Source organism: Algoriphagus sp., assembly GCF_030694375.1.
Lineage (GTDB): Bacteria > Bacteroidota > Bacteroidia > Cytophagales > Cyclobacteriaceae > Algoriphagus.
Genome location: NZ_JAUXYL010000040.1, coordinates 174118 through 186192, shown reverse-complemented (window position 1 = coordinate 186192; position 12075 = coordinate 174118). Strand labels below are relative to the sequence as shown.

General features: G+C 39.5%; 12 protein-coding genes. 9 read left to right on the top strand and 3 right to left on the bottom strand.

Annotation, left to right across the window (positions count from 1 at the left end; translation table 11 throughout):
• Positions 1-75: 75 nt before the first annotated feature.
• Positions 76-318: a hypothetical protein gene (locus Q8M62_RS15240; protein ID WP_092729805.1), complete on the bottom strand. Its 243-nt coding sequence runs from the start codon at positions 316-318 to the stop codon at positions 76-78.
• A 451-nt stretch (positions 319-769) separates the two neighbouring features.
• On the opposite strand from Q8M62_RS15240, the gene Q8M62_RS15235 reads away from it, so the two are divergent.
• Positions 770-1276 (top strand): YdeI/OmpD-associated family protein, encoded by a 507-nt coding sequence (locus Q8M62_RS15235; RefSeq protein WP_304901580.1) that lies wholly within the window; start codon positions 770-772, stop codon positions 1274-1276.
• A gap of 53 nt (positions 1277-1329) precedes the next feature.
• Here the strand turns inward: Q8M62_RS15235 and Q8M62_RS15230 are convergent, their stop codons facing one another.
• Positions 1330-2502: a serine hydrolase gene (locus tag Q8M62_RS15230; protein WP_304901581.1), complete on the bottom strand. Its 1173-nt coding sequence runs from the start codon at positions 2500-2502 to the stop codon at positions 1330-1332.
• Positions 2503-2702: 200 nt separating this feature from the next.
• On the opposite strand from Q8M62_RS15230, the gene Q8M62_RS15225 reads away from it, so the two are divergent.
• Genes Q8M62_RS15225 through Q8M62_RS15210 form a run of 4 tightly spaced genes read left to right on the top strand, consistent with a single transcriptional unit; the run spans position 2703 to position 5314 of the window.
• The gene (locus tag Q8M62_RS15225) at positions 2703-2996 is read left to right on the top strand and encodes a hypothetical protein (protein WP_304901582.1); all 294 of its coding nucleotides are present in this window, start codon (positions 2703-2705) and stop codon (positions 2994-2996) included.
• 43 nt (positions 2997-3039) lie between these two features.
• Positions 3040-3762: a LamB/YcsF family protein gene (locus Q8M62_RS15220; protein WP_304901583.1), complete on the top strand. Its 723-nt coding sequence runs from the start codon at positions 3040-3042 to the stop codon at positions 3760-3762.
• Positions 3753-4448, top strand: coding sequence for a 5-oxoprolinase subunit PxpB (pxpB, locus tag Q8M62_RS15215; protein ID WP_304901584.1), 696 nt, complete (start codon positions 3753-3755; stop codon positions 4446-4448). The genes Q8M62_RS15220 and pxpB overlap by 10 nt, the downstream gene beginning before the upstream one ends.
• Positions 4445-5314 (top strand): biotin-dependent carboxyltransferase family protein, encoded by an 870-nt coding sequence (locus tag Q8M62_RS15210; RefSeq protein ID WP_304901585.1) that lies wholly within the window; start codon positions 4445-4447, stop codon positions 5312-5314. Before pxpB ends, Q8M62_RS15210 begins: the two co-directional genes overlap by 4 nt.
• A 30-nt stretch (positions 5315-5344) precedes the next feature.
• On the opposite strand, the gene Q8M62_RS15205 is transcribed toward Q8M62_RS15210, so the two are convergent.
• Complete coding sequence (locus Q8M62_RS15205) at positions 5345-6304, bottom strand: hypothetical protein (protein WP_304901586.1); 960 nt, start codon at positions 6302-6304, stop codon at positions 5345-5347.
• 384 nt (positions 6305-6688) lie between these two features.
• Between Q8M62_RS15205 and Q8M62_RS15200 the strand changes: the two genes are divergently transcribed.
• The 4 genes from Q8M62_RS15200 to Q8M62_RS15185 all read left to right on the top strand — a co-directional run bounded on the left by Q8M62_RS15200 (position 6689) and on the right by Q8M62_RS15185 (position 12073).
• A complete protein-coding gene (locus Q8M62_RS15200; protein ID WP_304901587.1) occupies positions 6689-7876 on the top strand; it encodes a histidine kinase in 1188 nt (395 codons plus the stop codon).
• A 2-nt stretch (positions 7877-7878) separates the two neighbouring features.
• Positions 7879-9699 carry a sensor histidine kinase gene (locus tag Q8M62_RS15195; RefSeq protein WP_304901588.1) on the top strand — a complete coding sequence of 607 codons (1821 nt, stop codon included), beginning with the start codon at positions 7879-7881 and terminating at the stop codon, positions 9697-9699.
• Positions 9696-10451, top strand: a complete 756-nt coding sequence (locus Q8M62_RS15190) for a LytTR family DNA-binding domain-containing protein (protein ID WP_304901589.1) — start codon at positions 9696-9698, stop codon at positions 10449-10451. Before Q8M62_RS15195 ends, Q8M62_RS15190 begins: the two co-directional genes overlap by 4 nt.
• Before the next feature lie 110 nt (positions 10452-10561).
• A complete protein-coding gene (locus tag Q8M62_RS15185) occupies positions 10562-12073 on the top strand; it encodes a DUF4301 family protein (protein ID WP_304901590.1) in 1512 nt (503 codons plus the stop codon).
• Positions 12074-12075 lie beyond the last annotated feature (2 nt).

Genomic DNA, 12075 nt, shown 5'->3' with positions numbered 1-12075 from the left:
TTTTTGGGATTTGCCACAAAAGAAAAAAGCTGCGGATTTCTCCACAGCTTTTGACTTGAATGCTTCAGTTTAAAATTAATTAAACTCTGCAGTAGACTTGTCCAATACTTTTTTGCCTTTTTCCAGGCCATCAATACCAGCTTCTTTTAATTTTTTGCCAATTTGCTCACTTGCTTTCTGCAAATCGCCCAATAGCTTCACAATTTTATCTTTTTGTGGGCCTAATTTTTCTCTGTTTTGGTAGAGGTAGTATCCTGCGACAACTCCAGAAACTAAACCTGCTATCCATAGAGACATTGAAACATTTGATTTTTTCATCGTAGTGGTATTTTGTGGTTAAATAATTTATTTGAGATCTGATAGAAAATAAATTTAAAGTCCTGCTTCATTACGTAAAAAGACTCAAAACATAATCTATTACTCTCATTGAGTCCACGGATCCAAATGTTTTAGGTTTTATTTTTCTCGAAAATTTCAAGATAAAAACGATTAAACTTTTTTTCCAAGTACTTTATCCATGACTCAAGTTCAAAGCTCATGCCTGTAAAACACAAAACCGGAAAAAATGCTTTTGAAGGGGGCTCTTAGCCGTTTCTATTCCATTTTGGGCTATTGAAAAAATAGCAATCGTTGAAACATGTTGCCACTTTACCCCAAAGTGGGTAGATTATAACAAAGAAGACAAATACCCAAGAAATGATTGATGTAAATTCCCAAAAAGCACTGTTCCTTCTCAAAATTATTTTAACTGATTGATATTTAATTGGCTATGGAGTTCATTGGTAAGATGGGTAAATTCGATTTTAATCATTGGCATTTTCACATTCCTGTACCAATTGGAATTGCCGATCAAATGATGGACGTCAGCCATAGACGAGTTCTCATTTGGATCAAAAATAATGGTCCTTATCACATGGCTTTGCTAAAATCAAAGGAATATTGGTATGTTCTGGTTAATCAGGAATTGCGCAAAAAACTTGAATTGGACGAGTATCATTCAATCCCTGTCAGAATTGAGCGGGATCTTAGCGAATTTGGTCACGATGTTCCGGAAGAGTTACAAGTACTTTTGGATCAAGAAGAAGAAGGCAATGACTACTTCCGAAAGCTTACTCCAGGCAAACAAAGAAGTCTCATATTCCTTGTGACTAAAGTGAAGAATCCGGAATCCAGAATGAAAAAATCTTTAGCCATTATACATCACTTAAAACTTGCTAAAGGGAATCTGGACTTCAAACAGCTGAATACTTTGATCAAGTATTATAATAATTTATAATCCATCAAGCACTGACAGTCAGCGCTTGATGGACTATTATAATTACCTAATTTTTAATCCCAAGCATTGTCGTAGGCATTTCTGAACACGAGATTAAGTCCATTCGTGTTGTCCAGATTCCCACCCCGGGTATTAGCCATGAATACAGCCTCAACTTTATTTTTGGGGTAAGTTATAATGATTGTTCGGACCCCTTGTCCGGTATTATTTTGAAAACTCCCCTGCTTGCTATAATAGGTACCTTGTGAGCCTACAATTGGGTTAGTTTGTGGATTTACATCGGCCCAGCCTAGATAATTGACATACATTGCTGCTCGTTCTTGGGTAGTCAGGAGCGTTTCTGAATTGTTTAAAAAGGCCTGAAATCTGGCTAAATCCATGGTGTTCATATAAATTCCTCCACTTCCTAACCGAGCTCTCAAGTCTCCAAAGGACCATCCCGCTACACCTGCACCGTCTCCCATGAGGTAATACAAGACATCATCACTCACTGTTGACTGACTTGTGATTCCTGCTGGATCAAAAATTCTGGTTTTGAGGTAACTCATAAAAAAAGAGTTTACTTTATTTTCCTGTTCAGTTTCATCTAGAATCCCGTTAAGATTTTGTCCCGCAAGTCTGAATACCGCGTATTTCAAAAGTGAAAAATTTACATTTGAATATACATAGGGACTATTTGATGCTACAGTGTTAGAACCAGCCAAGACTTTCATATTGGCAAAACTCAAATTCATGTTCTGGGCAAAACCCGAACGGTGCGTTAACAAATCCCTAAAGCGAAGGCTGTTGACTTGTGGACTGGCATTTAATTGAACAGGAAGGTATGGCCCAATTGGGAAATTGAGCATAGAATTAAGCCCTGAACCAAACTCTCTCATTGCAATGATTACAGACACAGCCGTAATCGTCTTGCCGACGCTAGCCAGATAAAGTGAGGAATTTAAGTCGGCTGGCGCAACACTCCTGCCTACTTTCCAACTCCCGAAAACTCCCGAATGGACCATGCGTCCATTTTGGTTAATTACATAAGAATATCCCACCCACTGATTTCCCAATCCTTCAACTAAGTTTGCTTCAAACTTATCAATATCGAATTTTTTTTCATTAGAATTAATTTTATCCAAACCGTTTGGTTGTGGAACAAATGGAGCAAGTTCACATCCTGAAAGCAATACAGACAGCGATATAAACAGCAAGAAGGCCGACTTCAAACAATTGATTTTCATAGCTTTTTAAGTTAAGTACGATCAAAGCTATGTACACCAAAATGGACTTATTCCTACCAATTGACAAATTGGGTTTTTGAATTGACGAATAACCAAAATGAGTTAAATTCGATGTCCTTACTAACAAAGTTTGCAAATAATTGGAGGCAATAAGTAACATGCAGCTTCAAGCTGCGTCCTTTTATTAAATCAGTTAAAACATGAAAAATCTATCCGCCATTCTACTACTAGTCGTTCTCTTTTCAATTTCATTTTCTTGCAAATTGGAAGGTGATGAAGACCCACTTGATGTATATCGAGAGATTGCATATAATGCCTTGCCTTCGGATGTCAAAGCTACCGTGGTTGGGGATTGGAAAGATGCCGAGGTAGCAGCTTGGGTCGATGGCTACTATTTGGTTATTTTTCAAACTAATGACTCGGCACTGGGGCCGGTCAAAGTTGTGGTAGATCCCCAGCGAGGAACTTGGGTGGAAATTCTACCAAGGCCATAAATCCTAAAATTAAAAGTCAAACGCTTTCACCTTTTCCGAACTCATGCCCCAACCCTATTACACCATCAACTGTGACCTTGGAGAGGGAATACCAAATGAAGCTGCTATTATTCCGCTGATCGATCTGGCAAGTATTGCTTGCGGAGGACATTTCGGAAATCGTGAATCAATCAGAGCAACATTGAAATTGGTAAAGAAATTTGGAAAAAAAGCAGGTGCTCATCCCTCCTACCCAGATCAAGAAAACTTTGGCAGAAAGTCAATGTCAATTTATCCTGAAGAACTCATCGAAAGTCTTCGAAATCAGATTACATTATTCCAGGAGGTTGCCAAAGAAGAAAATATTGAGCTCGATCATATCAAATTTCACGGTGCTTTATACAATGATGCTGCTCAAAATAAGGCCTTGGCGAAGGTTTTGATTAATTTTTTAATTCAGGAATTTCCAAAAACACCCCTTTTTGTTCCTCCATATTCAGAAATCGAAAAGATGGCCATAAAAAAAAACTTACCCGTCAAAAGAGAAATTTTCGGAGATCGAGCTTATCAGGATAATTTCAAACTGGTCAATCGCTCACTGAATAATTCCCTTCTTACTCAGCAGAATCAGGTATTTCAACACCTAATCTCCTTTTTCAAGGATTCAAAAATCCGGACTTATACCGGTAAATTACTTCCTGTTCAAGCCGACACCATCTGCTTTCACGGAGATAATCCGGGAATTATGGGATTTTTACCTTTTATCCGCGAACAATTTTGGAATTAACCGCTCATTATATTGTCATCAGTCCTACTGCAGGAGAACTTAAATGGGATGTAAAACCGGATGATTTCTTGCTTTCCAAGCAATTGGGATGGATGGAGTTCTTGGAAAAAGAATGGAAAGAGCATGTATTGGAGGCTCGACAGGGATTTACGGCAGTCAGTATTATTTGGAGAACCTCCGAAGCTCAATCTACTTTTCAGAAGCAGTTTCAAAAATTCAAAATCAAACCCAAAACCCTTTCGTCTCAAATTTGGGAAATTCCGGTTTGTTATGGATTTGATTATGGACCGGATCTTGGATCCTTGGCGGTATCGCATCGAATCAGAGTGAATGAACTCATTGAACTCCATTCTTCTGCCGTTTACAGGCTACATTTTTTCGGATTTTTACCAGGATTTCCATACTTGAATGGACTACCAGAGCAACTTCATACACCTCGAAAATCTGTTCCGGACCGATTAGTAGAACCTGGTTCTGTGGCTATCGGCGGAAGGCAAACCGGGATTTATCCGCAGGCAAGTCCCGGGGGATGGCACATCATCGGACAAACTCCGGTTGAATTATTTGATGTCAAAAAGAGCCCTCCAGTATGGGCATCCCCGGGGGATCAATTAAAATTTGAACCCATCGATTCAGACCATATGGAAAAAATGCTGGCCTCACCTCCATACCCAAGAAAAAGATGAGCAAAGAAATGGCCATAGCAACAGTCTTGAAGACAGGTCCGGGTTCATCTATCCAAGATTTGGGACGCAGAGGTCAGGCAAATTTCGGTATCCCGCTATCCGGTGCACTGGATATGAAGTCATTTGCCTGGATTAATCATATTCTTCAAAATGAAGTGAATGACGCTGTTCTTGAAGTTTCTCAGCCCGGTTTTCAGATTCAATTTGATTCTCCAACCTGCATAGCTATCGCAGGAGCAGAAGCAATTGTCAGACTGAATGATCAACTAATTGAAAAATCAAATCTGATAGCAATACAATCCAAGGATCTACTGGAAATAGGGGCTTTTCTGAGTGGCTCAATAGTTTATATTGGAATTAAATACGGATTCAAATCGCCAAAAATCCTGGGTTCGAGGAGCCAATACAAGGGATTGACAGAAGATTCTATTTTACATAAAGGAACCAAAATCCAATATTTTATGGATTCTGAGGCTTCTCCTGTCTTCAATGCCAAGGCCAAATGGCCCACAGAATGGTACAGGGAAGAAGAAGTATTTGCCTATCCAGGTCCTGATTTCCACCTGCTCAAAGAAAACCTCCGGGAAAAACTCATAGGCCAAACCTTTCGCATTTCTCAACAATCTAACCGTATGGGTGCGCAGCTTTTGGAGCTTTTGGAAAATGATCTGCCCGAACTCCCTACTAATCCAGTATTCCCGGGAACAGTTCAGCTCACCTCAGGAGGAAAATTAATAATCCTTCTGAAAGATGCACAAGTCACAGGAGGCTATCCGCGTATTCTTCAATTGGATGAGGAAAGTCAATGGATTTTAGCTCAAAAAAGAGCTGGTGACAGGATTAAATTTAGACTAAAAAAGCTCTGATTTTCAGAGCTTTTTTAGTCTTTCTTGGCTTCATCTGCCAGTAGTAGGATCGGCTTGGTTTTCTTCCCAAAAGGTCTCCCATAGGTAGAACATTTCCATTTCATACTTGGCTCGATTAAGCTGAATTACCGCCCAGTCCAAATCCTCACCAATATCAAAGGCCCTGAAAATAAATTTATCCAAAGCTCCAATTCCTCCTGCCTGGAGAAAATCAATCCAATTTTCCGGATCTTCCAGATCAAGAGTTTGCAATAATTTCAAAGCAAAATCCTCGGCTTTTCGTGAACTTCCCGCAGTTTCATCTCTAAATTTTTGAACAGCAGGCAAAAGCAATCCGATCGCCACGGGATCAATACCTGAATTGATCTCCAGTTGATTGACTGCTTCACCCAATGTCACGGGATCTAGGCCATACCTTGGAATTAAGGTCCCTATGAAATCACTAATATCCATCACTTGAGGTTTATTCACGGACCAACCACCGCAGAGCGGAAAAATGCAGTTTCCGGAATTTCCCGGTCCCCGAAAAGTCTTTACCAACTCGTATTTTTTATCCCCAGACTCACCGGGTATATCCGGAATTTTGATGAATACATCAAAAGCAGCGGCATCAAATCCAGCAAGAATATCATATTCAATCTCATGCTCCCCTTCAGCCATTCTTGCATGATTTCTCCTGGCTTCCGGACTTAAAAACACTCCGCGTTTTAAGATAATGTTATCATACTTTTTGACGGATTTTCTGATCATTTCTTCGATAAATTCTTCTCTTCCCTGTTTTCTGACAAAAAGCTTGGCTTCCTGAATTGCCTCCTCACTACCCAAATCATCGTAGGCAAGCTCAGTAAGACCGTAGATCTGAAACATTTTTTGGTTGATTTTCAGATCGTATCCTTTCCTTGCATTCAGATCATTTCCCCCTATTGTCAATTCTTCGTTCAGATGATTTGCATCCTCCTGAAGAACTGGATCACATGCATTTATAAGCATTATAATACCAGATAATAAAACTAACCTGTTCCTTTTCATGATGTAATAAGATTTGAATTTGTTTCATTTCAGGGATTTTCCCTTTTACTGATTCAAACTTACCGGAGCTATACATCCTTGATAGCGAAGAATTCACCAATGGACAGTTTCAATTGATGGAATTCTACTTTTATTTTTTCTAACTAGAAAAGCTTGAATTATCGTTGTAAACTGATTTTTCGCATGTCTTTTGGACTTATCTATTCAAAATTTTATTTCATCAACCGAAAAACCCAATCTGTCAATTGAATGGAATTTAGGACTTACTGATTGGTAGCTTTCAAACTATTCAGTCCGCTGCCTTAATCAAAAAGCGTCAAAAGCTGTATCTTAAATTCGCTGAAAATGAATTTGATGAAGACCATTCAACCCAATGAAATCGAAGAGATTCTATTTCACTTTTCCTCCTCCATGTTTTCGATGGAATCTGAGGAGGAGATTCTTTGGGATATGGTAAGAAACTGCATTTCAATTTTAGGTTTCGAGGATGCAGTGGTTTATCTCCTGGATGAGTCTGGAGAGTATTTGGTTCAAAAGGCAGCCTTAGGCCCCAAAAACCCTGAAGGAAACCAACTGTTGAATGCGATCAAGATCCCGGTGGGGAAAGGTGTAACTGGGAAAGTTGCGCAAACGGGTCTCCCTTTGATTGTCCCAGACACAAGAAAAGAACCTGCTTATATTAAAGATGATCAGTTTAGACTTTCAGAAATCACCGTACCAATTCTTCTGGAAGGGAAGGTGATCGGTGTGATCGACAGTGAAAACTCCGAAATTGACTTTTTCACAACACAACACGTACGAATCCTGCTTTCTGTAGCGTCTATCTACGCTGGACAAATTGCTCGAATCCGAGCCGAAAAAAAGGCAAAAGCTGAGCAATTTGAGCGATGGAAGATTCAGCAAAAAGCAGCTCGGCTTCAAATTGAGGCAATTTCGGCTCAGTTGAGTCCTCATTTTGTATTTAACTCACTTAATGCGATTCAACATTACATTCTCACAGAGGATAAGCGATCCTCTTTGCGCTTCTTGAGCATTTTCGGCAAACTGCTCAGATATTTTCTTTTACAACTTCAGAAAGATTCAGTTTTGGTTTCAGAGGAGATCCAGATGATCGATTGGTACCTGCAGCTTCAAAGCTTGAGGTATGGAGAAAAACTTCGATACAACGTAATCAGCAAAGGCCTAATGGAGTATCCTCAGGCTAAAATCCCTTCCATTATCGTCCAAAGTCTCATTGAGAATTTATTGGAAGAGCAAATTCACCTTTCAGACGGAAACCTGGGAATCCAAATTGAATTTTCACTTGAGAAAGAAAAAGTAGATCTTAAGGTACTGATAAACAACAAGGTAAAGGCAAAAGGACAAGACATTGATTCCGATTACTTCAAATCAATCACGTCTTGGCAAGATTATATTTCACTTTTGAATGAAATCAGGCCCTTTGAGATTACAAGTAAAGTGGGCTTGCAAACTTGTCCTGATGAAATAGATGAGTGTAAAGCTGTTCATATCCGGTTTCCAAATCTTGCATAATAATGAAGATCACTAATTTTTTACTATTCCATTTTTTCCTCCTGGCGACAACTGCATTTGCTCAAGACTTATCAGCAAGTTACCAGGTGACTCTGGTCCCTAGGGTTCTACGGCTAGAAAATCCAGCCAACATTGATTCCATTTTAGACCTATCCTCAAATGGACTATTTAATCAAAAGGAGCCTCCTGGTATTGCTCACCGAAATTATGAATACTGGTTTGAAGTCGATTTTTCAGCTCATTCGAAAATTATTAATCAGGCTGACACGATCTATTTTTATCCCGGAGGTGTGGAGATTAGTCAATTGTACCTATTCTCTTCAGGAAAAATTAAAGAACTCAACCTGACACTGATGGCTGAGAATGACCTGAAGCGAAGCAAACATCAGAATCTTCATTATGTTCCAATATCAGTTTCTGATCTTTTTGACAGCACTAAGCTCTTTATCAAGTCTAGATACTTAAGAGGTACCCCTGATTTGGATAAAAAGATTTTTGCCTTTTCTACTCCAGAAGCACATAATCTTTTGGCGGGTTATATAGGTCCAAACTCCTTCAAAGTTCAGGTACTGGCCTATTTCTTTTTAGGTGTAGCAGCCGTTTTGATGATATTTAATCTGATCCTCTTCATTTATGTCAAGGAGTATCAATTCATTTATTATGGGGCCTTTCTATTATTTCAACTAATCTATTATTCTCGAATCAGCCCAAATCTTGCGTATTATTTCGGGTTTGACTTTCCATGGTTTTACTTTTGGCTGACCACTGTCTCTCAGTTGCTGATCAATCTTTTTTATCTGTTGTTTATCCGATATTTTCTGGAATTTCCCCGAGTAACTCCCACATTTGACCACCTTGTCAAAGGAATAGCGCTGATGCTAATGGGGATGGTATTGATCAACTCAATTATCATATTTTTCAATCCTTACAGTCTATTTCAATCTCAATTGATGGACGTACAACGCTATTTCATGGCTGGTTTTGCTTTATTCGGAGTTATCTATCTCTGGTTTTTCTACCCTACAAAACTCAAATACTTTGTCATTGCCGGTACCTTGATCTTCACATCAGGTGCATTGATGACCATGTTTTTCCTAAAATTAGATTACATGATTGCAGGTTCGGCCATAGAAAGCACCATTTTTGCGCTTGGGCTTTCTTACAAAATCAAAACCATAAGCCAAGAAAAGCAATCAGCTGAAAAAGATGCTTTTCAGACCAAATTGGGTGCGCTACGTGCACAAATCAATCCCCATTTTATATTCAACAGCCTAAGTTCAATTCAGCATTTGATCAACAGCGGCCAAAAAGATGCTGCCCTCTCTTACCTCTCCAAATTCAGCAAATTTGTGAGGCAGATTTTAGAAAACTCCATTGATATACATGTGACATTGGAAAAAGAAGTCGAACTTCTTCGAGTCTACCTTGATCTCGAATCGCTAAGATTTGATCACAGCTTTTCTTATGAAATTGATTTCCCTAAAAACTCAGAATTAAACTACCAGGAAGTTCCGATGCTGATTGTGCAGCCTTTCGTGGAAAATGCAATCAAACATGGTCTGATGCCCAAACAGTTTGGGGACCGTAAGGTTTGGATTCGTTTTTTTGACAAAAGGACCCATATTCTTTGCGAAGTAGAAGACAATGGAATCGGAAGAAATGCTTCTGCTGCTGCAAAGGGTAACATTCATCGACCTTCACGGGGGATGACTCTCACTGAAGAACGCCTTAAGATGGTAAATGAAATTGGTAATCAACCTCAAATTATTATCGAAGACCTGGATGAAGGAACAAAAATCTCCATTAAACTGCCAAAACAATGAGTCCTAAACTAAATGTAATCATCGTTGAAGATGAATATCACAGCAGGGAAACTTTGAGGAGTTTTTTGCAAGAATATTGCCCTGAAGTTGAGGTCTTGGACACCGCTTCAAATGTCACCGAGGCGGTGGAAAAAATCTCCCAACAGCGCCCAGACTTGGTTTTTATGGATATCGAATTGCAAACAGGGACAGGTTTTGAGGTCCTTCAAAAAGTTCAACATCTTGATTTCCATTTGATTTTTACTACAGCTTTTGAGCACTATGCGATCAAAGCAATCAAGTTCAGTTCAATCGACTATTTGCTGAAACCAATCGATCTGGAAGAGCTGATCATTTCAGTTCAAAAAGCCAAAAAACTAAGGGAATCCGAAAACCGGAAAATTCTACTCGAAAATCTTTTAAGTAACATTAAAGACGGAACGAAAGAAAATCGAAAAATCTGTCTTTCGACTGCTGAAGGAATTGAATTCATTCCAACAAAGGAAATATTATTTTGCGAAGCAAATGGCTCTTATACCGACTTCCATTTGACTGATAGAAGAAAACTGGTTGTAAGCAAAAACCTAAAAGAATACGAAAACATGCTTCAGGACAGCAATTTCATGCGTGTTCACAATAGCTTTTTGATAAATCTTGGGGAGGTGAAAAAATTTGTAAGGGCGGAGGGTGGTTACATTTTGATGAACAACGACAAGCAGGTCAGTATTTCTCCCGGAAAACGGGAGGAGTTTTTGAAAAGAATGGGATTTTAAGGAATTGGGGATTGATTCTCTAAGTTTTTTTTGAAAAATAGCAAGGCGAATTTGAGCTAAGCCCAGAAGCCTGTTATCTTACATTTGCAACTTTTATAACCCATAAAACCATGAATACAGGCCTCAAAGATAAAGTGCTGGCACAGGGCATGAATCCTGATATTGTCGTCCAACAAATTGAAAATTTCAAAAACGGATTTCCATTTTTGAAAATAACTGCTCCAGCCACCCCGGTAGATGGCATCAAAGTCCTTTCCGAATCGGAATTGGCTCATTTCAGCCAAACCTACCCTGAAAAAGCTTCAAAAATTGATGTGGTGAAATTTGTGCCGGCATCGGGTGCGGCATCCAGAATGTTTAAGGATTTGTTCTCATTTCTTGAAAGTGATGGCGACCTTTCCAAAAGCAGTTTTGTCCAAAAATTCATTTCGAATCTTTCCAAATTTGCTTTTTTTACAGATTTGGATGATTCCTTAAAGTCAAAAGGAAACAGTCTTCAATCTTGCCTCGATGCCAAAGATTATAAAAGCATCGTCAACGAGTTACTTTCTGATGAAGGCCTGGGTTACGGTAATTTACCAAAAGGACTATTGCGATTTCATGCGTATCCTTCTGAAAACAGAACTCCTGCACAGGAGCATTTAGTAGAAGGTTTACAGTACGGAATTGGCAAAGGCAACACAGTCAAAATTCATTTTACAGTTTCACCTGAGCATGAGGAGAAATTTAAAACCGAAATCGGCAAGGTACTTCCCGGATTAAAGGCCTCCAGCGGTGTGGAGTTTGAAGTCACCTATTCTCAGCAAAAGAAGTCCACTGATACAATTGCTGTGACGATGGAAAATGAACCATTCGAGGAAGAAGACAGAAATTTACTATTCCGGCCTGCCGGTCACGGGGCTTTGTTGGAAAATCTAAATGACATCAATGCCGATCTGATTTTCATCAAAAACATCGACAATGTGGTTCCTGACCGATTGAAAGAGCCTACCAAAACCTTCAAAATGGCGATAGCAGGTATACTTTTGGAAGTGCAGGAAAAAGTCTTTGAAGCATTAAGGGGACTGGATTTGGCTATTGATCACGAAAGTGTAGGCTTTGCTGCCCAAGTGTACAATGCGGATTTGGGGGGTAAAATTCCTGCTCCAATCTCCTCCGGATCATTAGAAGAAGTTGCAGGCTTTTTGAAAGGAAAACTTAACCGTCCGATTCGGGTATGCGGAATGGTGAAAAACACAGGAGAACCCGGAGGTGGTCCGTTTTGGATTGAGGAAGAGGATGGCTCACTATCACTTCAAATCCTTGAAACAGCTCAAATTGACTTAAATGACCCTAATTCAAAAAAACATTTTAGCGCTTCCACTCATTTCAATCCTGTTGATTTGGTATGCGGAACCAAAGATTACAAAGGTCATTCATTCGATCTTTTGAAATTCAGAGACATGCAGACGGGCTTTATCACAGAAAAATCGAAAAGCGGTCGAGATCTTAAAGCACTGGAACTTCCGGGACTTTGGAATGGGGCGATGGCGGGCTGGAATACCCTTTTTGTTGAAGTTCCATTGATCACTTTCAATCCTGTAAAGACCGTAAATGACCTGCTGCGGGACGAGCACCAATAGTA

Bases quoted from the DNA above. Each gene is read 5' to 3' on its own strand.
- Q8M62_RS15240 (WP_092729805.1), bottom strand. From the start codon at position 318: ATGAAAAAATCAAATGTTTCAATGTCTCTATGGATAGCAGGTTTAGTT.
- Q8M62_RS15235 (WP_304901580.1), top strand. From the start codon at position 770: ATGGAGTTCATTGGTAAGATGGGTAAATTCGATTTTAATCATTGGCAT.
- Q8M62_RS15230 (WP_304901581.1), bottom strand. From the start codon at position 2,502: ATGAAAATCAATTGTTTGAAGTCGGCCTTCTTGCTGTTTATATCGCTG.
- Q8M62_RS15225 (WP_304901582.1), top strand. From the start codon at position 2,703: ATGAAAAATCTATCCGCCATTCTACTACTAGTCGTTCTCTTTTCAATT.
- Q8M62_RS15220 (WP_304901583.1), top strand. From the start codon at position 3,040: ATGCCCCAACCCTATTACACCATCAACTGTGACCTTGGAGAGGGAATA.
- Q8M62_RS15210 (WP_304901585.1), top strand. From the start codon at position 4,445: ATGAGCAAAGAAATGGCCATAGCAACAGTCTTGAAGACAGGTCCGGGT.
- Q8M62_RS15205 (WP_304901586.1), bottom strand. From the start codon at position 6,304: ATGCTTATAAATGCATGTGATCCAGTTCTTCAGGAGGATGCAAATCAT.
- Q8M62_RS15200 (WP_304901587.1), top strand. From the start codon at position 6,689: ATGAATTTGATGAAGACCATTCAACCCAATGAAATCGAAGAGATTCTA.
- Q8M62_RS15195 (WP_304901588.1), top strand. From the start codon at position 7,879: ATGAAGATCACTAATTTTTTACTATTCCATTTTTTCCTCCTGGCGACA.
- Q8M62_RS15190 (WP_304901589.1), top strand. From the start codon at position 9,696: ATGAGTCCTAAACTAAATGTAATCATCGTTGAAGATGAATATCACAGC.
- Q8M62_RS15185 (WP_304901590.1), top strand. From the start codon at position 10,562: ATGAATACAGGCCTCAAAGATAAAGTGCTGGCACAGGGCATGAATCCT.